Here is a 22912-nt window from a genome sequence, read left to right as displayed (position 1 = left end):
CCTCTCTTCTTTACAGTTAAAAAAAAAGCTCGCATGAGAGCGAGCTTTTTTTAAAGCATCAAAAGTTAATTACTTAACTTCTACAGCAGCGCCAACTTCTTCAAGTTTAGCTTTGATTTCTTCAGCTTCTTCTTTAGCAGCAGCTTCTTTGATTACTTTTGGAGTGTTGTCAACTAATTCTTTAGCTTCTTTTAAGCCAAGACCAGTGATTTCACGAACAACTTTGATAACTTTGATTTTTTGTGCACCAGCGCTAGTTAGTTCCACATCAAATTCAGTTTTCTCAGCAGCAGCTTCTCCAGCGCCACCAGCAACAGCTACAGGAGCAGCAGCAGTTACGCCGAATTCTTCCTCGATAGCTTTTACTAAGTCGTTAAGTTCTAATACAGTCATAGATTTAACTGCTTCAATGATTTGTTCTTTAGTCATTGTAAATATCCTCCCTTAAATAGGTTTGTATTGTTTTATCGATAATACGTAATTATCTTTTAAAAAATTAAGCGCCTTGCTCTTCCTTTTGTTCTGCAACTGCTTTAGTAGCAAGTGCAAGGTTACGGATTGGAGCTTGAAGAACGCTAAGAAGCATAGAAAGTAAGCCTTCACGTGATGGAAGAGTAGCGATTGCTTTAACCTCATCAAGTGTTACAAGTTTACCTTCGATTACGCCCGCTTTAATTTCTAAAGCTTCATGATTTTTAGCGAAGTCGTTTAATACTTTCGCAGGAGCAACTACATCCTCGTTACTGAACGCGATTGCGTTTGGTCCTGTTAAGAATTCGTTTAACTCAGCCATTTCAGCAGATTCTGCAGCACGACGAGTTAGAGAGTTTTTGTAAACTTTGAACTCAACGCCAGCTTCACGTAATTGCTTACGTAATTCTGTTGCTTCAGAAACTGTTAAACCACGGTAGTCAACAACGATCGTAGATTTACTAGCACGAAGTTTGTCCGCGATTTCAGTTACAACTTGTTGTTTAGTTTCGATTACTTTGCTCATGTTATTACACCTCCTGTAGATTATATAGAAGATGTACCGAAAGTGCACTAAAAACCTCCATGCCCAACTTGTAGACATGGAGGCATATAGTCACAGAAAAAAATTCCGTTTCGTATATTAACACCTAGGTAGGAAATTAAGTCTATTGACACCTACTGTCTACGGTACACTATTTAAATTCACAACATAAATGATTATATTAAATCTTCTTTATGAAGTCAACTTCCAATTTTTACGCTAATGTAGAAACGTCTACACGTACGCCAGGTCCCATTGTAGAAGCAACTGTTACGTTCTTCATGTAAGTACCTTTCGCAGCAGATGGCTTAACTTTTAATAAAGTATCAGCGATTGTTTTGAAGTTTTCTACTAATTTAGCATCTTCGAAAGATACTTTACCGATTGGAACGTGGATGTTACCAGCTTTATCAACGCGGTATTCAACTTTACCAGCTTTGATTTCGTTAACAGCTTTAGTTACATCGAAAGTAACTGTTCCAGTTTTAGGGTTTGGCATTAAACCTTTAGGTCCTAATACGCGACCAAGTTTACCAACTTCACCCATCATGTCAGGAGTTGCTACTACTACATCGAAATCGAACCAACCTTGTTGGATTTTACCGATGTAATCAGTATCGCCTACGAAGTCAGCTCCAGCAGCTTCAGCTTCTTTAGCTTTTTCACCTTTAGCGAACACTAATACACGTTGTACTTTACCAGTACCGTGCGGAAGAACAACTGCACCACGGATTTGTTGGTCAGCTTTCTTAGGGTCAACACCTAAACGGAATGCAGCTTCTACAGTTGCATCAAATTTAGCTGTGTTTGTTTTCTTTACTAATTCTACTGCTTCTGTTGCAGAGTAAGCAGCTGCACGGTCAACAAGCTTTGCAGCTTCTACGTACTTTTTACCTCTTTTAGCCATTTTTATTTCCTCCTCGAATGTGGTTTTAGCGGAATAACCTCCCACGTTTACGCCTGTTTTCAGGTATAACCTGAGGATGAGCGCCATCCATTTATTTAAAAACGATAATCATTTACGATAATAAAGGTTGCGAATTGGAATTCCAGACCCGCAACCTTTTTTTAAAAACAAATCGAATTAGTCTTCGATAACGATGCCCATACTGCGTGCAGTACCTTCAACCATACGCATTGCAGCTTCTACGCTAGCAGCGTTTAGGTCAGGCATTTTAGTTTCAGCGATTTCGCGTACTTTATCACGCTTAACAGTTGCCACTTTATTACGATTTGGTTCACCAGAACCAGACTCAATACCAGCTACTTTCTTAAGAAGAACAGCAGCAGGAGGAGTTTTAGTAATGAAAGTGAATGAACGGTCCTCAAATACCGTAATTTCAACAGGGATGATAAGACCAGCTTGATCTGCTGTACGAGCGTTAAACTCTTTACAGAAGCCCATGATGTTAACACCTGCTTGTCCTAATGCTGGACCAACTGGTGGAGCTGGGTTAGCTTTACCTGCAGGAATTTGAAGCTTTACCATTTTAATTACCTTTTTAGCCACGAGACACACCTCCTTAAGTCCGTGATGTGGTCAATTGGACAGTGATTTGCCCTCCCACGTCATATTTTATCTGTAAGGATAAAATCTTTCAAAAAACGCCTCCGATAATGAAGACGTACTGACTTAAAAGATATTATCACTTTTTACAATTCATTTCAAGTTTCATTTTATAATTTTTCAATTTGATGGAAGTCAAGTTCAACTGGAGTCTCGCGACCAAACATGTCCACAAGTACACTAACTTTTTTCTTCTCCACATCAATTTCTTCAATAGCACCTGTATAATCTGCGAATGGCCCCTCATTTACACGTACTGTCTCATGAAGTTCAAAGTCGAAATCAACCACTTCGTTGTCCATTCCCATATGTTTCATAATGGTAACAACTTCCTCTTCTAATAGAGGCGATGGCTTAGATCCAGAACCAGAAGAACCAACGAACCCAGTTACACCCGGCGTGTTACGTACAACATACCAAGAATCATCAGTCATGATTAATTCTACTAATACATAACCTGGGAACACTTTTCTTTTCATTAATTTTTCTTTTCCGTTTTTCATTTCTACTTCTACTTCTTCCGGGACAACAACACGGAAAATTTTATCTTGCATACCCATTGATTCTACACGCTTCTCTAGGTTTGCTTTTACTTTATTTTCATATCCAGAATAAGTATGGACAACATACCAACTTTTTTCCATTCATTTAGGACGAGCGTCCTTCCCTCCCTGACGTACATTTTTTTGCGCAAATGAAAAAACCCGTTCACCGGGCTTTTACACAGTTCTTATAAATAACATTATATCATGGATAAGTGCTTCTTATTCAAGAATTAACCAAGAATTAACCGAATTAAAGAAGAAATGCCCATATCAACTACTGCGAAGAAAATCGCAAAGAACACAACTGTAGCAACAACAGTCGCTGTTGAGCGGAGTAATTCATCTTTTTTAGGCCAACTTACTTTTTTCATTTCGCGACCTACATCGCCGAAAAAGTTCGTTAAACGCATCTGCGGGACCTCCAGTGTATTATTTCAATTATTTATTTTGTTTCCTTGTGAACTGTATGCTGATTGCATGTTTTACAAAACTTTTTTATTTCAAGTCGCTCTATTGAGCTCGTATCTTTCATAGTAGAGTAGTTTCGATTTTTACACTCTTCACATGAGAGTACAACTTTTTTCCTCATTAGTTACACCAACCTTGTAACATTATGTCCCTAAAAATGTATCATACAATAAAAGACAATGTCAATGACATGCATTTTGTACGCTCTACAAAAGAAAACAGGTGATTTATTTTACACCTGTTGCACTTGTTATTTGTTATGAATTTAAAGTTGTACTTTCTCGCATTTCCATATATCGTTCCAATTTCCTCTTCACCCGCTGTAAAGCGTTATCAATAGATTTCACATGTCTGTTTAACTGTTCTGAAATCTCTTGATAAGAACGCCCATCTAGATATAAAGAAAGTACTTTCCTTTCTAAATCGCTTAATAATTCTGATATTTTTGATTCTATGTCTGTATATTCTTCTTGGCTAATAATCATCTCTTCAGGATCAGTTACCTTCGCTTCAGAAATAACATCCAATAATGTTCGATCAGATTCCTCATCGTAAATCGGCTTATCTAAAGACACATATGAATTTAAGGGAATATGTTTTTGTCTTGTTGCCGTTTTAATAGCGGTAATAATTTGTCGAGTGATACACAGTTCAGCAAATGCTTTGAATGAAGACAGCTTGTCCTCTTTATAATCACGAATTGCTTTAAACAACCCTATCATACCTTCTTGAACAATGTCTTCTCGATCGGCACCCACTAAAAAGTAAGATCTTGATTTCGCGCGAACAAAGTTCTTATACTTGTGAATTAAATATTCTAGAGCGTCAGTATTACCTTTTCGAACTAACTCAACGATTGCCTCATCCTCTAAATCACGAAATGTAACGTCGCCTACACTTACGAAGCCTGCTTCCACCTTGATCCCTCCGACCGCTATTTATTTAGCAATATTATACAGTAAAAAGACAAAGAGCGTCAATGCTTCAACGCTCTCCTCTTCTTAATTTTTCTAATTTTTCTGTAATATCTTTACTAAATATCTTTCGCATGGCGGGTTGCTGTTCTTTCGTGTCTTTTGTACGCCTTCTTACTTGTTGCTCCATTGCCTGTACTTCCAACTCTAATTCACGCGCAGATTTCCGAAGGGCACCTTGCGCAAATATAACCCATTGTTCCGTGTAATCAGAAGTCGCAACATATATTCGTGTATTTATATTTCTAAGCTCTATCGCAAGTTGCTCTATCTTTTCATCTGCAGTTTGATTCTTTCGTGTGAATATTACTTCCACACGAGATTGTTTCATCTTTTTTTCAATACCATGTACTGTATAGGCATCAAAGACTATCATCACTTTTGTGCCTGTATAACCTTGATAATCCGCCATCTTATCAATAAGTGCATCTCTTGATGATTGTAAATCTACATCCCGCAGTTTCTTCAAATCTCCCCAAGCTCCGATAATGTTGTAACCGTCAACGATTAAAATATCGTTCATCTTTTATTTACCAATTTCGTGACGTTTACGATATACCTCATACATTAACAAACTTGCGGCTACGGAAGCATTTAAGGATGTAACTTTACCAACCATCGGTAGAGTGATTAGGAAATCACACTTTTCACCAATAATACGGCTCATACCTTTTCCTTCACTACCAATTACTAACCCAATCGGCATTTTACCATCTAAATTACGATAATCCGTTTTTCCTTTGGCATCTGTACCAGCAATCCAAAGTCCACGTTCTTTTAATTCATCAATTGTACGGGATAAGTTCGTTACGCGTGCAACAGGAATGTATTCAATTGCTCCTGTTGATGCTTTCGCAACTGACGCTGTAAGCCCCACAGCCCTTCTCTTTGGAATAATAATCCCATGAGCTCCTGTCGCATCAGCAGTACGCATAATAGAACCTAAGTTATGCGGATCTTCAATCTCATCTAAAATTAAGAAGAATGGATCTTCATTACGTTTTTCTGCCACTTTGAATAAATCTTCTAACTCCGCATACTGATATGCAGCTACTTGAGCGATTACACCTTGATGATTACCCTCAACTAATTGATCTAACTTTTTCTTTGGTGCATGTTGTAAAATAACCTTATTTTCTTTCGCTAACGCTAGTACAATCTGCACTTGTCCTTTGGCAGCACCTTCTGCGATCCAAATTTTATTAATATCTCTCCCTGATCGTAACGCTTCAATTACAGGGTTACGTCCGATAATATATTCACTACTCATGATGATGTGCCCCCTTCCTTTTCTTCTAAAACTGCAATTGCCTTATATACAATTTCGTCTAATCTTTCACGGTTATTTAATAAATGATGATAACCAATTAGCGCTTCAAAGGCTGTACTATGTCGATATGTTTGTACATCCGTATTTTTCGGAACCGTACCTGAATTTGCATTACGTCCTCTTCTTAATACCGCCTCTTCTTCCTCTGTCAAAAACGACGTCTCTAATAAATGATAAACAACTTTCGCCTGTGCTTTTGCTGAAACAAAGCTCGTCCCTAAGCGATGTAATTGATTAGGGCGAACCTTTCCTTTTTGAAGGAGGTGATAGCGGATATATTGTTCATATACCGCATCACCCATATACGCTAACGCCAAGCTGTTTAATTGCTTTGCATCAATCATCCTTATCCTCTTTTCCATCTTGTACCTTGAGCGGTATCTTCTAAAATAATATTACGTCCTTTTAAATCGTCACGAATTTGATCAGACAATGCGAAATCGCGATTTTTACGAGCCTCAATGCGCTTTTGGATAAGTTCTTCAATTTCTTCATCCAGCAATTCTTCTTGCGTTAATTCTAATCCTAAAATATCAAATAACGTTTCCAATTGTTTTACGTATGCTTCGATCACAACTTTAGATGTATGCTCTTCAAGTAAATATTGATTTGCATGATTGGCTACATTGTATAATTCGGTAATTGCATTCGCAGTGTTAAAGTCATCATTCATTGCCTCTTCAAATGCAGTCTGGAATTTCTCTATTTCAACTAACCATTTCTCATTATGGTCTGTTAAATCCGTACTGCTTTCCATACGATGCTTTAAGTTTCCATAAGCTGTTTTAATTCTTTCCAGCCCATTATTCGTACTTTGTAATAACTCTTCACTAAAGTTAATCGGATGACGATAGTGTACTGATAACATAAAGAATCTAATTAACTGTGGGTCGTATTGCTTAATAATATCGTGAACTAAAATAAAGTTACCAAGCGATTTAGACATCTTCTCATTGTTAATATTAATATATCCATTATGCATCCAGTAACGTGCAAACGTTTTTCCAGTCAATGCTTCCGACTGCGCAATTTCATTTTCATGATGCGGGAACGCCAAGTCTTGACCACCAGCATGAATGTCAATTGTATCCCCTAAGTACTTACGTGCCATTGCTGAGCATTCAATATGCCACCCTGGACGCCCTTGCCCCCAAGGGCTTTCCCAGAAGATTTCTCCTTCTTTCGCAGCTTTCCATAAAGCAAAATCAAGAGGGTCTTGTTTCTTTTCCCCTACCTCAATACGAGCACCGTGACGTAAATCTGCGATTGGTTGATGTGATAATTTACCGTAACCTTCGAATTCCTTCGTTTTAAAGTACACATCTCCCTCTGATTCGTATGCATACCCTTTATTCACAAGTTCTTGAATAAATTCAATAATGATATCCATATTTTCTGTTACACGAGGATGGACTGTTGCGTGTTTGCAACCTAGCGCTGTTACATCTTCAAAGTACGCTTCAACAAAACGATCAGCAATTGTCGGTACATCTTCACCTAATTCATTTGCCGCTTTAATTAATTTATCATCTACGTCCGTAAAGTTCGATACGTATTGCACATCGTACCCTTTATATTCTAGATAGCGACGTACTGTATCGAATACCATAGGAGGTCTTGCATTGCCAATATGAATGTAGTTATAGACTGTAGGTCCGCATACATACATCTTTACCTTATTTTCTTCTAATGGAACAAACTCTTCTTTTTGACGTGTTAACGTATTATAAATGTGAATAGTCATTTTTATCCTTCCTTTCTACCTTTACTTCCAGTTGTTTCTTCAATTTATCAAGTTCTACTTCCATAGCCTTTAATTTATCAAAAATTGGATCCGGAAGGTCAGAGTGATTTAATTCTTGACCAATCTTTACTCCATTTTGAATAACGACTCGGCCAGGTATACCTACAACTGTAGAATGTGCAGGAACTTCTTTTAATACGACAGACCCTGCCCCGATTTTAGAATTCTCTCCCACAGTAATAGAACCAAGGACTTTAGCACCCGTCGCAATTAATACATTATCCTGAATTGTTGGATGCCTCTTGCCTTTTTCTTTTCCTGTACCACCTAATGTAACCCCTTGATAAATTGTTACATTATCACCAATTTCACAAGTTTCTCCAATTACAACTCCCATTCCATGGTCTATGAAAAAGCGTCGACCAATAGTTGCTCCTGGATGAATCTCAATGCCAGTAAAAAAACGACTAACTTGTGAAACAAAACGTGCAAGAAAGAAAAAATCCCTTTTATAAAAAGCATGTGCAATTCGATGAGCCCAAACTGCATGTAATCCAGAGTAAGTTAAAATGACTTCGAAATAACCTCTTGCCGCTGGATCCTGTTCAAAAACGACTTCAATATCTTCCCGAAGCCTCTTAAACATCGATGTTCCCTCCCCTTTATGGGCTGCTTTTTCGAGTGAACTAACTCCCTACTTATCTCCCTAAATCTTTATACACGTAGATAAAATTTATACTCATACCCAGTTTTACGGTATAAAAAAAGACGCCTCTGTCATATTGACAGAGACGCCTTTTAAGCGCGGTTCCACTCTGTTTAGGCTAAAAAAGCCTCAAACTCATCTCTGATAACGGTGTACACCGCTTCTGCTTACTTTAACGCCTTAAGATGTTTCACAAAACATTTTGCTGTTCAGCAGAAGACTCGAAGGGGCATTTCAAAAACCCGCTTATAAACCACTTCCAGCCTAAAGGTGGTTCTCTCTGTAAAAAGCCTGATTTTCTACTTCTCCTTCTCGTCGCTTTTCCTTATTAGGTTTTAAGTATACTTATTATATTTCTAAACCTAGAAAATGTTAACCAATTACTTTTTGAAGACGATTTAAAACTTTTTCTTTTCCAAGAAGTGCAATAGCATTAGGAAGCTCTGGGCCATGTGTTTGACCAGTAGTTGCAACACGGATTGGCATAAATAAGTTTTTACCTTTATGACCTGTTTCCTTTTGAACTGCTTTAATAGCCGCCTTAATTGCTGCTGGTTCCATCGCCTCTAGTGCTTCTACTTGACCAGCAAATGCACGAAGTACTTCTGGTACTTGTTCACCTTTTAATACTTCTTGTCCTTCTTCTTCATGATCAACATGATCTTTGAAGAACATTTCAGAAAGCTCTACAATTTCAGCTCCAAAACTCATTTGTTCATGATATAACGCAATTACATCACGAATCCAAGCTTGCTCTTGTTCACTTAAAGTTTCACCTATACGTCCAGCTTTCACTAGATGCGGTAAGCTTAATTCTACCACCGTATCTAAATCTTGCTTTTTCATATATTGGTTGTTCATCCATTTTAATTTTTGAGAATCAAATAATGCAGGTGATTTTGATAAACGAGCTGCATCGAACATTTTGATAAACTCTTCTTTAGAGAAGATTTCTTCTTCTCCTACCGGCGACCAACCTAGTAGTGCAATAAAGTTAAAGATTGCTTCTGGAAGATATCCAAGCTCTTTATATTGCTCAATAAATTGAATAATAGATTCATCACGCTTACTTAATTTTTTACGGCTTTCATTTACAATTAAAGTCATATGGCCAAATTGCGGGATATCCCAACCGAAAGCTTCATAAATCATCATTTGTTTTGGCGTATTTGAAATATGGTCATCACCACGAAGTACATGTGTAATTTCCATTAAGTGATCATCTACTGCTACCGCAAAGTTATAAGTTGGAATTCCATCTTTTTTCACGATAACGAAATCACCGAAATCATTTGAATGGAATGCTACTTCATCTTTTACGATATCTTTAAATGTGTAATCACGATCAGCTGGTACACGGAAACGAATACTTGGAATACGTCCCTCAGCTTCAAATTCTTTCATTTGTTCTTCAGTTAAATCACGGTGGTTACCTGCATAACGAGGTGTTTCACCACGAGAAATTTGTCCTTCACGCTCTGCTTCTAGCTCTTCTTCTGTCATATAACATTTGTAAGCTAAACCACGCTCTAATAAATCTAGATATAATTTTTTATAAATATCTAAACGCTCTGTTTGACGATATGGTCCAAATTCACCACCAACATCAACACCTTCATCCCAGTCCATACCGAGCCATTTCAAGTATTTTAATTGGCTTTCTTCTCCACCAGCCACGTTACGTTTTACATCAGTATCTTCAATACGAATAATAAACTTGCCATCTAAATGACGAGCAAATAAATAATTAAATAATGCCGTACGCGCATTTCCGATATGTAAGTGTCCTGTTGGACTTGGCGCATAGCGCACTCTCACTTGCTTTTCCATAATTGGTACACCTTCCATTCTTAATGTCTACACATTCTATAATTGTACAACAAAAAAATGTGATTATCCATCTTACGAATTAAAAACCATTATTTTTTCTGTAATAATACCACTGCTTGAGAAGCAATTCCTTCTTCTCTACCTGTAAATCCTAATTTCTCTGTTGTTGTTGCCTTTACATTAATGTTATCTATAGACGTTTCTAACAGTTCACTAATACGTTTACGCATACTTTCAATATGCGGTGCCATTTTTGGCTTTTGAGCAATAATTGTACAATCTAAGTTCCCTAACTCGTAACCTTGTTCACGCACAAATTCCCAAACTTTTTGTAACAATACAGCTGAATCTGCATCTTTAAAAGCTGGGTCTGTATCAGGAAAATGCTTTCCAATATCTCCTGCTGCAATGGCACCTAAACATGCATCAGCAATCGTATGTAACAATACATCTGCATCTGAATGACCGATTAATCCTTTCTCGTGTGGAATTGTAATTCCGCCAATAATTAACGGTCTACCTTCCGCAAATTCATGCACATCAAAACCTTGTCCAATTCGAAACATTCTTTACATCCTCCTTGAGCTAAACCACTGAGCTTTATGACTCTATATTATATTGATATCCCTACAAAGAAAAGCCCGGCCATTGCCGAGCTTTCCTTTGTTATACACCATCACGGCTATTTTTTCTGAACATGAAGGAAACTTTCAGCAATTAGTAAATCCTCTGGAGTCGTCACTTTAATATTATAGTAACTCCCCTCTACTACACCTACTTGCTTACCAATACGTTCCACGAGACTTGCATCATCTGTACCAAGAAAACAACTCTGTTTTGCACTTCTATGAGCTTCTAACAAAAGAGAAACAGAGAACCCTTGCGGTGTTTGTACAGCCTTAAGCTGAGATCGTTCTACCGTTTCGACAACAACACCTTGCTCTACTTTCTTAACTGTATCCTTTACTGGCACTGCACAAATGGAAGCTCCATATTTTTCTGCTGCTGTTAATACGTCTTGAATCACTTTATTCGTTACGAATGGGCGCGCTCCGTCATGTACAAGAACGTATTCAACATCACTCGCATGCTGAATCGCGTTATATACACTATCTTGTCTTTCGGCTCCACCCTGAATAAATTGTACCTGTTTTTCAATCGGATACTTCTGCATTAATTCCTCAAAATACGGGCGTTCCTCTTCGTTAATTGCCATAACAATACTTTTGCACTCTTTATCTCTTTCAAAAGCACGTAATGTATGAACGATAATCGGTACTTCGTTTATAAGTAAGAACAACTTATTTTTGCCAGCACCCATCCGCTTTCCTTGGCCGGCTGCCGGAATAATTAATGTATACATATTAATAATCCTCTACCTATAATGCTTTTTCTAATAATTTACGTTTTGCGAAAATCATACGACCAGCCGATGTTTGTAATACGCTAGTAACCAGTACATTAAGTTGCGAACCTACATACTCTCTACCATCTTCTACTACAATCATCGTACCATCATCTAAGTACGCAACACCTTGGTTTTGCTCTTTACCATCTTTCACAACATAAACATTTAATTCTTCGCCAGGGAGTACAACTGGTTTAATTGCATTAGCTAAATCATTAATGTTTAACACCGTTACTCCTTGTAATTCAGAAACTTTATTTAAGTTGAAATCATTCGTTACTACAGTTCCACCGGTGATTTTTGCTAACTTTACAAGTTTGCTATCCACCTCTTGGATATCCTCGAAATCGCCTTCATAAATTTCTACCGGAATCGGCATCTCTTTTTGAATACGATTTAAAATGTCTAGTCCTCTGCGACCACGATTACGCTTTAAAGCATCGGAAGAATCGGCAATATGCTGAAGCTCTTCTAATACGAATTGTGGAATCACAATTGTTCCTTCCAAAAACTTCGTTTGGCAAATATCAGCAATACGTCCATCGATAATTACACTCGTATCGAGAATTTTCCAATGAGTCGTAGATTTTTCTGCTTCTACCTCTTCGTTCTCGCTATTATTTTTCTTCTTACCTCCGCGTTGGGGTAATGTAAATAATCCTAGCAATTCATTCCTCTTTTTAAATCCTACTTGGAATCCTAAATATCCAAGTAAAAGAGTGAAGAACACTTGCAACACCGTACTAATAACCGGAATTGTAAATTCACGAATCGGTATTAAAATTAAATATGCAACAATAAGACCAGAGATCAATCCTAATGTACCAAATAAAACATCTGCTACAGGCGCCTTTACAAGAGCCTCTTCAATATGCTTAATAAGTTGAACAATATAATCTACAAGCCAAAATGTTGTTAAAAATAAAATAATTGCACCAATAATCGCACGAACATACGATCCTTCCAATAAAGGAACAGCACCGATGTCTAATACATTAATAACTTTTGGGATTAAGTAAATCCCTAACGCTCCCCCGATTACTAGAAAGAAGAGCTGTACGATCCGTTTTAACATCCAACCACCTCCTACTCATTATTAACCATTGTTTCGCTAATCAAAACGCCGAATGCAAAAGCGGACGTGTTTTTTTTTATAAATAGTTTTATTTACCAATATATCATATCATATACCAAAAATGTTCTAGTGTCGTTATATTATGGAATCAATGTAATATTCTTAATTGTGTCTACTCATATAGAGATGCTCTTGAATTCTTTTTAGGCCTTCTCGTATTTTCTTCGCCCTTACTTCCCCAATTCCTTCCACATCATCCAATTCATGAATCGTCGCGCGACAAACTCCTTGCAACGTTTTGAATCGATTAATTAAATTTTCAATAATAAGTGGCGGAACACGAGAGATTTTGCTTGTAATTCGATATCCCCTTGGCGTCACACTTTCTTCTAAACTAGTTTGCCCTGGATAGCCAAGTAATTTAACTAAATCACTATCCTCTAAAAGTTGTGTATTTGCAAGGTCCTGTAACTTTTTCAAAATTTGATGATGGTCTTGTGTTTTCTCCTGATGGTAATCTTTAATTAACAATGCTGCCTCTGCTTCTAAATCAGCTAGTAATTCTGTAAGCTGTAAACGAATTAACCTACCTTCTGTTCCGAGCTCATGAATATAGCTCAATATTTCATTTTTAATACGCAGTACCATTTCAACACTATGTAAAACGTGAACTACCTCAGACATTGTAACGACCTCTTCAAATTCTAGAATGCCCAAATTCGTAATACCATCATTCCATACAGCCTTATATTTTTCTAACGTTTGAATAGCTTGATTTGCTTTTGTTAAAATAACCCCTATATCTTTTAGTGTATAACGTAAGTTCCCTTGATATAGCGTAATTACGTTACGTCTTTGTGAAATGGCCACAACAAGGCTGCCCGTCTGCTTCGCTACACGTTCTGCTGTTCGGTGACGCATACCGGTTTCAATAGAATCAATAGATGCCTCTGGAACTAACTGTGCATTCGCTATTAAAATTTTACTTCCCGTTTCATTTAAAATAAGTGCCCCGTCCATTTTTGCTAATTCATATAAACTAGCAGGAGAGAATGCACAATTAATGTGAAAACCACCATCCACAATACTTTTAATCTGCTCATTATATCCAAGAACAATTAGCCCCCCTGTTTGTGCGCGAAGTACATTATCTATCCCTTCACGCAGTGGTGTTCCTGGGGCCACGAGCTGTAAAATATTAATCATACTTTTGACACGTTGCTTATTTTCTTCCATAGCCTAGCCTCCTAATGTCAAACGAAGCGCTTCTCCTAAATTAGAAACACCTACAACCTCAATCCCATCCGGAATTGTCCATCCTCCTAAGTTTTTTCTAGGAATAATAACACGTTGAAATCCTAATTTAGCCGCTTCTTGTACACGTTGTTCGATTCTTGATACTCTTCTTATTTCTCCAGTTAATCCTACTTCTCCTATTACTGCATCAGTTGGTGCCGTAGATTTATCCCTAAAACTTGAGGCTATACTTAAAGCCACTGCTAAATCAATTGCCGGTTCGTCTAATTTCAAACCACCAGCTACTTTTAAATATGCATCTTGATTTTGCAATAGTAAACCTGTTCTTTTTTCTAATACTGCCATAATAAGCGAAACACGGTTATGATCAATTCCCGTCGCCATTCTTCGAGGATTTCCAAAACTAGTAGGGGAGATTAATGCTTGTATTTCTACTAAAACCGGTCTTGTTCCTTCCATTGAAGCAACTACTGTTGATCCTGCAACACCAACCGGCCTTTCCTCAAGGAAGATTTCAGAAGGATTTAAAACTTCCGCAAGACCAAGCTCTTTCATTTCAAAGATACCCATTTCATTCGTGGAACCAAAACGGTTCTTCACAGCCCGTAAAATACGATACGTATGGTGTCGATCTCCTTCAAAGTAAAGAACTGCATCGACCATATGTTCTAACATACGAGGTCCTGCAATTGCTCCTTCTTTTGTCACATGCCCGACAATGAAAATAGGGATTCCTTTTGTTTTTGCAAGTTTCATTAATTCCGCTGTACATTCACGTACTTGTGCCACACTTCCTGGTGCTGACGTCACTTCAGGTAAATGTATCGTTTGAATAGAATCAATAACAACAAAAGCTGGATTCATCTCTTCAATATGTGCTGCAATACGCTGCAGGTCTGTCTCTGCTACAACAAATAGATTGCTACCCTTTACATGCAAACGATCTGCACGAAGTTTAATCTGCTTTGCCGACTCCTCACCCGATATGTATAATACATCATATGAAGAATCTGCTAATTGTGATGAAATCTGTAATAGTAATGTTGATTTTCCAATCCCAGGGTCTCCACCAATAAGCACTAAGGACCCATCTACAATTCCACCACCAAGCACACGATTAAACTCTTGAAATTCCGTTTCAATACGTGCCTCAGACTTTGTTTCTACTTCGGTAAGACGTCTTGGTTTTGTTACTTCCGTTTGAATTGCATTCGCGTAATTAAGGCGCCTAGATGATACAACTGGCTCCATTTCTTCAACAAGTGTATTCCATTGACCACATCCAGGACATTTACCCATATATTTTGGTGACTGATAACCACATTCTTGACATATAAATTTCGTTTTCTTTTTAGCCATACCTTTTTATAGTTCACTTCACTTTCGTCTATAAACGTTTATCCTTCTCGTACAAGAAAGAGGGCTATCGCGTAGCCCTCTTTGTTTGTCTATACTTATTTTACCTTTTCCGCACTATGAATGACAAATGATTCTCCTTCTACATCAAAGATAACTTTTTGTCCTTTCTCAATAGCACCTTTTAAAAGTTCTTCTGATAGTCTATCTTCTACATGTTTCTGAATTGCTCTACGAAGTGGACGAGCGCCATACTCACGATCAAATCCTTTATCTGCAATAGCTGAAATTGCCCCTTCCGTTAAGTGCAATTCGATTTCTTGTTCTTTTAAGCGATTTACTAACTGATTTACCATAAGAGTTACAATCTCTTGAATATGTTTTTTCTCAAGCATATGGAATACGATAATTTCATCAATACGGTTTAAGAATTCTGGACGAAATGCCTTTTTCAACTCATCCATTACTTTACCTTTCATATCCGAATAATCACGGCTTTCATCTTGGACATTAAATCCAAGATGTTTGTTACGTTTTAACGCCTCGGCACCAACGTTAGACGTCATAATAACAATTGTATTACGGAAATCAACTGTACGTCCTTTAGAATCTGTTAAACGACCATCTTCTAATACTTGTAGTAGAATATTAAATACATCCGGATGAGCTTTCTCTACCTCATCTAATAATACAACTGAATATGGCTTGCGACGAACTTTCTCTGTTAATTGTCCACCTTCTTCATATCCAACATATCCTGGAGGAGAACCAACTAAACGGGAAGTAGAATGCTTCTCCATATACTCTGACATATCGATGCGAATCATTGCATCTTCATCACCGAACATAGATTCTGCTAGTGCTCTTGCAAGTTCTGTTTTACCTACACCTGTTGGTCCTAAGAAAATAAATGAACCAATCGGGCGCTTCGGATCTTTTAATCCTGCTCTTGCACGACGAACAGCTTTTGCTACTGCTACTACTGCTTCATCTTGACCAATCAAACGATCATGAAGAATGGATTCTAAATTTAATAATTTATCAGTCTCTGTTTGTGCAAGTTTAGAAACTGGGATACGCGTCCATGTAGAAACGACATTTGCAATATCTTCTACCGTAACCTCTGAATTTTCTTTTCCTTGTTGCTCTTTCCATTGACGTTTTGTATCTTCTAACTTCTCACGTAAGCGTTGCTCCATATCACGTAAGGATGCAGCCTTTTCAAATTCTTGACTTTGTACAGCTGCATCTTTTTCTTTTCGAATCTCCTCAAGCTTCACTTCAAGCTCTTTTAAGTTTGGTGGTGTTGTATAAGAACGTAAGCGAACTTTTGAAGCAGCTTCATCAATTAAATCAATTGCTTTATCCGGTAAAAAGCGATCTGTAATATAACGATCTGAAAGTTTTACAGCTGCATCAATAGCGTCATCTGTAATAGATACACGGTGATGCGCCTCATAACGATCACGTAAACCTTTCAAGATTTGAATCGATTCTTCTAAACTTGGCTCATCAACATGAATTGGTTGAAAACGTCTTTCTAAAGCCGCGTCTTTTTCAATATATTTACGATACTCATCTAAAGTTGTTGCCCCAATACATTGTAGCTCTCCTCGTGCTAAAGATGGTTTTAAAATATTCGATGCATCGATTGCACCTTCTGCTCCACCTGCACCAATTAATGTATGAAGCTCATCAATAAATAGAATAATATTGCCTGCTTGGCGAATTTCATCCATCACTTTCTTTAAACGATCTTCAAATTCACCGCGATATTTTGTTCCAGCTACCACTGTACCCATATCTAGTGTCATAACACGCTTATCTCTTAAAGTTTCAGGAACTTCATTATTTACAATTTGCTGTGCTAATCCTTCTGCAATTGCCGTTTTACCTACACCAGGCTCACCAATTAATACTGGGTTATTTTTCGTTCTACGGCTTAATACCTCAATTACACGTTGAATTTCTTTACCGCGTCCAATAACAGGGTCTAAGCGATTTTCACGTGCAACAACTGTTAAGTCCCTTGCTAAACTGTCCAGTGTCGGTGTATTTGCATTTGTTGCTGAACCACCTTGATGACCTGAACTAGCTTCATTACTTCCAAGAAGTTGTAACACTTGTTGTCTTGCTTTATTTAGACTTACACCTAAATTATTTAAAACACGTGCGGCTACACCTTCACCTTCACGGATTAAACCGAGTAAAATGTGTTCTGTTCCAACGTAAGAATGGCCTAGCTTACGCGCTTCATCCATAGATAATTCAATAACCTTTTTAGCACGAGGTGTATAATGTACAGTTTGAGAAGCTTCTGTTCCTCGCCCAATTAACGCTTCTACTTCTTTTTGAACTTTCTCTGGACTTAATCCAAGAGCAATTAATGCTTTTGCTGCAATTCCTTCACCTTCGCGTACAAGCCCAAGTAAAATATGTTCTGTTCCAATATTATTATGCCCAATACGAATTGCTTCCTCTTGAGATAAAGCTAACACTTTCTGTGCTCTTTCTGTAAATCTTCCAAACATCATAGAAATCGCCTCCTACTTGCGCTTAGTTTTTTTCAATACGTAATCGCTCACGGATTAAGGTTGCTCTTCGATAATCTCTTTCTTCTGGCCCTAAAGGTCCACCTGCGTATTGTTGTAAAATACCTGGTTGCGTAAGAACCATTAGCTCAGTCAAAATATTTCTCGATATACCTTTTATATATCCTAGATCAATACCAAGTCGTACATCTGATAAGCAATTGGCTGCTTCTGCAGATTGAATTAAACGACTGTTTGCTAGTATGCCGTAAGAACGATAAACCTTATCTTCAAGTTCAATACTTGAATTTTGTACAATTAATTCTCTAGCCATTTTTTCTTGCTGTATAATTTGTTGAATGACACTCTTTAAATCTGCAATAATATCTTCTTCAGACTTTCCTAGCGTCATTTGATTTGAAACTTGAAATATATTACCTAACGCTTCGCTACCTTCACCGTATATTCCTCTTACTACTAACCCTAATTTTTGAATTACTTGTATAATACGGCTAATTCTTTTTGTTAAAACCAGTCCCGGTAAATGTATCATCACAGAAGCTCTTAACCCTGTGCCAACATTAGTAGGACAACTCGTAATATATCCAAGTGATTCATCAAAAGCGTATTCAACTTCTTTCTCAATCCAATTATCTATTTGATTGGCACTTTGAAGTGCCTCTGATAACTGTAATCCTGAAAATAGGCACTGAATCCGAATATGGTCTTCTTCATTAAGCATAACACTAATATGTTCACTTTCTGATAGTAGACATGCTCCATATTCTGTCCCTGCAAGATTTGGACTAATTAAATGCTTTTCGACTAAAACTCTCCTTTGAAGAGGGGTTAATTCATTCATCTTTAATAGTCCAAACTCCCCAAAAGACCCTACTGCTTTATTTATGAATTTCTTTTTGAATAATTCATGAATCTGTTTAGCTTCTTCTTCGTTTTGCATAGTGGAAAATTGATATTGTTTAAAGTTACGAGCCAAACGAATTCGACTACTTAAAACAATATCAGAATCAGGGCCATCCCCCTTCATCCATGGACTAATTGCTTCGTTCATAATTTTGTCCAGTGACATAGAACTATTCCCCCTCTCTATGCTCACTAAGCTGTATTTCAAGACCTCGGATCTTATCTCTTACTTCTGCAGCTTTCTCAAATTCCTCTTTCTGTACGTATTGTTTCAGAATAAGTTTTAGTTCATCTAATTCTTTCTTTAAGTGGATATTTCCTTCTATACGTTCCGGAATTTTCCCACAATGTTCTGTATGCCCACCGTGAAGGCGTTTTAATAATGGCTTTAAATGCTCCTTAAATGTATCGTAACAAGAATAACAGCCAAAACGTCCGACTTTTGTAAATTGTTCATATGTCATCTTACAATCTGGACATCTTACTATATCTGCATTTGAAAATCCATTTTTTCCTTCTTCAAACATTGTTGATTCACCGTGTAATAAACCAGCAAATAAATCATGAAATGAAAAGTTAGACTGCGATGATGGAAAGAAAGACGTATAGCCACTTTGCTCTGCACATTGCTCACAAAGATGAACTTCCGCCTTCTTCTCGTTAATTACTTTTGTATAATGTAAAGTTGCTGGTCTTATATTACAGTTTTGACAAGTCATCACTATCCCCACCTTTACAACAGGAACGCTCTATCTCATGGTACTTTTCATACATTACTAGATTGTTCGCTTTCCTGAATCCGTTTAAATAAAAGTGCATGTTCTTTTTCAAAACTTCTACAATATTTAACTGCTTTATCTTAGTTATCAATCTTTTACAAAAGTTATATTTATTTATATTTCAGTGTTCTTAACATTGCGCATAATATTCGAGCCCTAAGTTCATCTCGAGAAGGAACATCCATTGATAATACAGAACGATCTATTACGCTTAACATCAGTTTCGCTTCACGATTTGTTATAATTCCCTCTTCTATTAAACGTATAATCATACTTTCTGCATTCCCTTGCGCAACGCTATGATCAATCATATGAAGCATTTGATCAATAATATCTATATCGTCATGCAGTTTGACTTTTATAATGCGAATGTAACCTCCTCCACCACGTTTACTTTCTACTACAAATCCTCTTTCTAACGTAAAACGGGTATTGATTACATAATTGATTTGAGATGGTACGCACTCGAATCGATCCGCAATCTCATTTCTCTTGATTTCAATCACATTATTATTACTTAAGTCAATAACTTGCTTTAGATATTGCTCAATGATATCAGATATATTTCTCATTTATCCGCCACCTTTATTGACTTTGACTATCTTTGACTTTAATTATATACGTATTAATAAAATTTGCAACTCTTTTGCTTATTCACTATCCTAGCCACATTCCCCTGTATTTAAACAAAATATGAATACTTTAAACACATTTTTTATTACTATGGATTATAAAATAAAACACGAAAAAACACGAGTCATTTGACTCGTGTTTTAGTTGCTTGGCGACGTCCTACTCTCACAGGGACAAGGTCCCAACTACCATCGGCGCTAGAGAGCTTAACTTCCGTGTTCGGTATGGGAACGGGTGTGACCTCTCTGCCATCATCACCAAACTATTGAAGGCATATTCCTTCAAAACTAGATAACATTTGCTACATATTATATGGTTAAGTCCTCGATCTATTAGTATTCGTCAGCTCCACATGTCACCATGCTTCCACCTCGAACCTATCAACCTGATCATCTTTCAGGGATCTTACTAGCTTACGCTATGGGAAATCTCATCTTGAGGGGGGCTTCATGCTTAGATGCTTTCAGCACTTATCCCTTCCGCACATAGCTACCCAGCTATGCCCTTGGCAGAACAACTGGTACACCAGCGGTGCGTCCATCCCGGTCCTCTCGTACTAAGGACAGCTCCTCTCAAATTTCCTACGCCCACGACGGATAGGGACCGAACTGTCTCACGACGTTCTGAACCCAGCTCGCGTACCGCTTTAATGGGCGAACAGCCCAACCCTTGGGACCGACTACAGCCCCAGGATGCGATGAGCCGACATCGAGGTGCCAAACCTCCCCGTCGATGTGGACTCTTGGGGGAGATAAGCCTGTTATCCCCGGGGTAGCTTTTATCCGTTGAGCGATGGCCCTTCCATGCGGAACCACCGGATCACTAAGCCCGACTTTCGTCCCTGCTCGACTTGTAGGTCTCGCAGTCAAGCTCCCTTATGCCTTTGCACTCTACGAATGATTTCCAACCATTCTGAGGGAACCTTTGGGCGCCTCCGTTACACTTTAGGAGGCGACCGCCCCAGTCAAACTGCCCACCTGACACTGTCTCCCGGGTCGATAAGACCCGTAGGTTAGAATTTCAATACAGTCAGGGCGGTATCCCACCAGCGCCTCCACCGAAGCTAGCGCTCCGGTTTCAATGGCTCCCGCCTATCCTGTACAAACTGTACCAAAATTCAATATCAGGCTACAGTAAAGCTCCACGGGGTCTTTCCGTCCTGTCGCGGGTAACCTGCATCTTCACAGGTACTATAATTTCACCGAGTCTCTGGTTGAGACAGTGCCCAAATCGTTACACCTTTCGTGCGGGTCGGAACTTACCCGACAAGGAATTTCGCTACCTTAGGACCGTTATAGTTACGGCCGCCGTTTACTGGGGCTTCAGTTCAGAGCTTCGCTTACGCTAACCCCTCTCCTTAACCTTCCAGCACCGGGCAGGTGTCACCCCCTATACTTCGCCTTACGGCTTCGCAGAGAGCTGTGTTTTTGCTAAACAGTCGCTTGGGCCTATTCACTGCGGCTTTCCGTTAAGAAAGCACCCCTTCTCCCGAAGTTACGGGGTCATTTTGCCGAGTTCCTTAACCAGAGTTCTCTCGCACACCTTAGGATTCTCTCCTCGCCTACCTGTGTCGGTTTGCGGTACAGGCACCTTTTATCTCGCTAGAAGCTTTTCTTGGCAGCGGGGAATCAAAGACTTCGCTCCATAAGGAGCTTCCCCATCACAGCTCAGCCTTTACGATAAGCGGATTTGCCTACTTATCAGCCTAACTGCTTGGACGTGCACAACCAATCGCACGCTTCTTCTATCCTTCTGCGTCCCTCCATTGCTCAAACGATAAAGAGGTGGTACAGGAATATCAACCTGTTGTCCATCGCCTACGCCTGTCGGCCTCGGCTTAGGTCCTGACTAACCCTGAGCGGACGAGCCTTCCTCAGGAAACCTTAGGCATTCGGTGGACGGGATTCTCACCCGTCTTTCGCTACTCATACCGGCATTCTCACTTCTAAGCGCTCCACCAGTCCTTCCGGTCTGACTTCACTGCACTTAGAACGCTCCCCTACCACTGATACCATTGGTATCAATTCGCAGCTTCGGTGGTGTATTTAGCCCCGGTACATTTTCGGCGCAGAGTCACTCGACTAGTGAGCTATTACGCACTCTTTAAATGGTGGCTGCTTCTAAGCCAACATCCTAGTTGTCTAAGCAACTCCACATCCTTTTCCACTTAATACACACTTTGGGACCTTAGCTGGCGATCTGGGCTGTTTCCCTCTTGACTACGGATCTTATCACTCGCAGTCTGACTCCTAAGGATAAGTCATTGGCATTCGGAGTTTGACTGAATTCGGTAATCCGATGAGGACCCCTAGTTCAATCAGTGCTCTACCTCCAAGACTCTTACACTTAAGGCTAGCCCTAAAGCTATTTCGGGGAGAACCAGCTATCTCCAGGTTCGATTGGAATTTCTCCGCTACCCACACCTCATCCCCGCACTTTTCAACGTGCGTGGGTTCGGGCCTCCATTCAGTGTTACCTGAACTTCACCCTGGACATGGGTAGATCACCTGGTTTCGGGTCTACGACCACGTACTAAACGCCCTATTCAGACTCGCTTTCGCTGCGGCTCCGCCTCTTCAGCTTAACCTCGCACGGGATCGTAACTCGCCGGTTCATTCTACAAAAGGCACGCCATCACCCATTAACGGGCTCTGACTATTTGTAGGCACACGGTTTCAGGATCTCTTTCACTCCCCTTCCGGGGTGCTTTTCACCTTTCCCTCACGGTACTGGTTCACTATCGATCACTAGGGAGTATTTAGCCTTGGGA

The 22912-nt window shown here is 38.9% G+C and carries 23 protein-coding genes, 2 rRNA genes and 2 other annotated features (1 of these 27 cut by a window edge); all 25 genes read right to left on the bottom strand.

Annotation, left to right across the window (positions count from 1 at the left end; genetic code table 11):
- Positions 1–69: 69 nt before the first annotated feature.
- Complete coding sequence (gene rplL / locus AC0ONG_RS26855; RefSeq protein ID WP_000159736.1) at positions 70–429, bottom strand: 50S ribosomal protein L7/L12; 360 nt, start codon at positions 427–429, stop codon at positions 70–72.
- 67 nt (positions 430–496) lie between these two features.
- A complete protein-coding gene (rplJ, locus tag AC0ONG_RS26850; RefSeq protein WP_000048717.1) occupies positions 497–997 on the bottom strand; it encodes a 50S ribosomal protein L10 in 501 nt (166 codons plus the stop codon).
- 39 nt (positions 998–1036) lie between these two features.
- Positions 1037–1180 (bottom strand) — a sequence feature (ribosomal protein L10 leader region).
- Between the two features lie 49 nt (positions 1181–1229).
- On the bottom strand, positions 1230–1922 hold the full coding sequence (gene rplA, locus AC0ONG_RS26845; protein ID WP_002084079.1) for a 50S ribosomal protein L1: 693 nt from the start codon (positions 1920–1922) through the stop codon (positions 1230–1232).
- A 177-nt stretch (positions 1923–2099) separates the two neighbouring features.
- Positions 2100–2525: a 50S ribosomal protein L11 gene (gene rplK, locus AC0ONG_RS26840; protein WP_001085872.1), complete on the bottom strand. Its 426-nt coding sequence runs from the start codon at positions 2523–2525 to the stop codon at positions 2100–2102.
- Between the two features lie 167 nt (positions 2526–2692).
- Positions 2693–3226: a transcription termination/antitermination protein NusG gene (nusG, locus tag AC0ONG_RS26835; RefSeq protein ID WP_000415794.1), complete on the bottom strand. Its 534-nt coding sequence runs from the start codon at positions 3224–3226 to the stop codon at positions 2693–2695.
- Positions 3227–3357: 131 nt separating this feature from the next.
- Entirely contained in the window at positions 3358–3537 is a 180-nt protein-coding gene (gene secE, locus AC0ONG_RS26830; RefSeq protein WP_001241323.1) for a preprotein translocase subunit SecE, read from the bottom strand.
- Between the two features lie 32 nt (positions 3538–3569).
- A complete protein-coding gene (gene rpmG / locus AC0ONG_RS26825) occupies positions 3570–3716 on the bottom strand; it encodes a 50S ribosomal protein L33 (RefSeq protein WP_014481927.1) in 147 nt (48 codons plus the stop codon).
- Between the two features lie 136 nt (positions 3717–3852).
- A complete protein-coding gene (locus tag AC0ONG_RS26820; protein ID WP_000387198.1) occupies positions 3853–4512 on the bottom strand; it encodes an RNA polymerase factor sigma-70 in 660 nt (219 codons plus the stop codon).
- 67 nt (positions 4513–4579) lie between these two features.
- Positions 4580–5092, bottom strand: coding sequence for an NYN domain-containing protein (locus AC0ONG_RS26815; RefSeq protein ID WP_000997887.1), 513 nt, complete (start codon positions 5090–5092; stop codon positions 4580–4582).
- Positions 5093–5095: 3 nt separating this feature from the next.
- On the bottom strand, positions 5096–5839 hold the full coding sequence (gene rlmB, locus AC0ONG_RS26810) for a 23S rRNA (guanosine(2251)-2'-O)-methyltransferase RlmB (RefSeq protein ID WP_000093762.1): 744 nt from the start codon (positions 5837–5839) through the stop codon (positions 5096–5098).
- On the bottom strand, positions 5836–6243 hold the full coding sequence (locus tag AC0ONG_RS26805) for a Mini-ribonuclease 3 (protein ID WP_000564265.1): 408 nt from the start codon (positions 6241–6243) through the stop codon (positions 5836–5838). Before AC0ONG_RS26805 ends, rlmB begins: the two co-directional genes overlap by 4 nt.
- A 2-nt stretch (positions 6244–6245) precedes the next feature.
- Complete coding sequence (cysS, locus tag AC0ONG_RS26800; protein ID WP_000152279.1) at positions 6246–7643, bottom strand: cysteine--tRNA ligase; 1398 nt, start codon at positions 7641–7643, stop codon at positions 6246–6248.
- Positions 7624–8289 (bottom strand): serine O-acetyltransferase, encoded by a 666-nt coding sequence (gene cysE, locus AC0ONG_RS26795; protein WP_000476495.1) that lies wholly within the window; start codon positions 8287–8289, stop codon positions 7624–7626. Before cysE ends, cysS begins: the two co-directional genes overlap by 20 nt.
- 138 nt (positions 8290–8427) lie before the next feature.
- Positions 8428–8674 (bottom strand) — a binding site (T-box leader).
- Positions 8675–8721: 47 nt separating this feature from the next.
- The gene (gltX, locus tag AC0ONG_RS26790) at positions 8722–10179 is read right to left on the bottom strand and encodes a glutamate--tRNA ligase (protein ID WP_000415148.1); all 1458 of its coding nucleotides are present in this window, start codon (positions 10177–10179) and stop codon (positions 8722–8724) included.
- An 89-nt stretch (positions 10180–10268) separates the two neighbouring features.
- Positions 10269–10745 carry a 2-C-methyl-D-erythritol 2,4-cyclodiphosphate synthase gene (gene ispF, locus AC0ONG_RS26785; RefSeq protein ID WP_000488386.1) on the bottom strand — a complete coding sequence of 159 codons (477 nt, stop codon included), beginning with the start codon at positions 10743–10745 and terminating at the stop codon, positions 10269–10271.
- Positions 10746–10861: 116 nt separating this feature from the next.
- Positions 10862–11542 (bottom strand): 2-C-methyl-D-erythritol 4-phosphate cytidylyltransferase, encoded by a 681-nt coding sequence (gene ispD / locus AC0ONG_RS26780; protein WP_000288312.1) that lies wholly within the window; start codon positions 11540–11542, stop codon positions 10862–10864.
- A gap of 16 nt (positions 11543–11558) precedes the next feature.
- Positions 11559–12662, bottom strand: coding sequence for a PIN/TRAM domain-containing protein (locus AC0ONG_RS26775; protein ID WP_000919681.1), 1104 nt, complete (start codon positions 12660–12662; stop codon positions 11559–11561).
- A gap of 162 nt (positions 12663–12824) precedes the next feature.
- Positions 12825–13898 (bottom strand): DNA integrity scanning diadenylate cyclase DisA, encoded by a 1074-nt coding sequence (gene disA / locus AC0ONG_RS26770; protein ID WP_000392164.1) that lies wholly within the window; start codon positions 13896–13898, stop codon positions 12825–12827.
- Between the two features lie 3 nt (positions 13899–13901).
- Entirely contained in the window at positions 13902–15278 is a 1377-nt protein-coding gene (gene radA, locus AC0ONG_RS26765) for a DNA repair protein RadA (RefSeq protein ID WP_001085199.1), read from the bottom strand.
- Between the two features lie 95 nt (positions 15279–15373).
- On the bottom strand, positions 15374–17809 hold the full coding sequence (gene clpC, locus AC0ONG_RS26760) for an ATP-dependent protease ATP-binding subunit ClpC (RefSeq protein ID WP_000971173.1): 2436 nt from the start codon (positions 17807–17809) through the stop codon (positions 15374–15376).
- A 22-nt stretch (positions 17810–17831) separates the two neighbouring features.
- The gene (locus AC0ONG_RS26755; protein WP_000050837.1) at positions 17832–18896 is read right to left on the bottom strand and encodes a protein arginine kinase; all 1065 of its coding nucleotides are present in this window, start codon (positions 18894–18896) and stop codon (positions 17832–17834) included.
- A 4-nt stretch (positions 18897–18900) separates the two neighbouring features.
- Positions 18901–19449 carry a UvrB/UvrC motif-containing protein gene (locus AC0ONG_RS26750; protein WP_000128376.1) on the bottom strand — a complete coding sequence of 183 codons (549 nt, stop codon included), beginning with the start codon at positions 19447–19449 and terminating at the stop codon, positions 18901–18903.
- Positions 19450–19619: 170 nt separating this feature from the next.
- Positions 19620–20081: a transcriptional regulator CtsR gene (gene ctsR, locus AC0ONG_RS26745; RefSeq protein ID WP_001244560.1), complete on the bottom strand. Its 462-nt coding sequence runs from the start codon at positions 20079–20081 to the stop codon at positions 19620–19622.
- A gap of 207 nt (positions 20082–20288) precedes the next feature.
- Positions 20289–20404 (bottom strand): 5S ribosomal RNA (rrf, locus tag AC0ONG_RS26740).
- 50 nt (positions 20405–20454) lie between these two features.
- Positions 20455–22912 (bottom strand): 23S ribosomal RNA (locus AC0ONG_RS26735); it runs 464 nt beyond the window's last position.

The sequence above is a fragment of the Bacillus sp. TCT6 genome, assembly GCF_056033845.1.
Note: the sequence above shows the minus strand (reverse complement) of the source record. Positions and strands in the feature narration are given on the sequence as shown.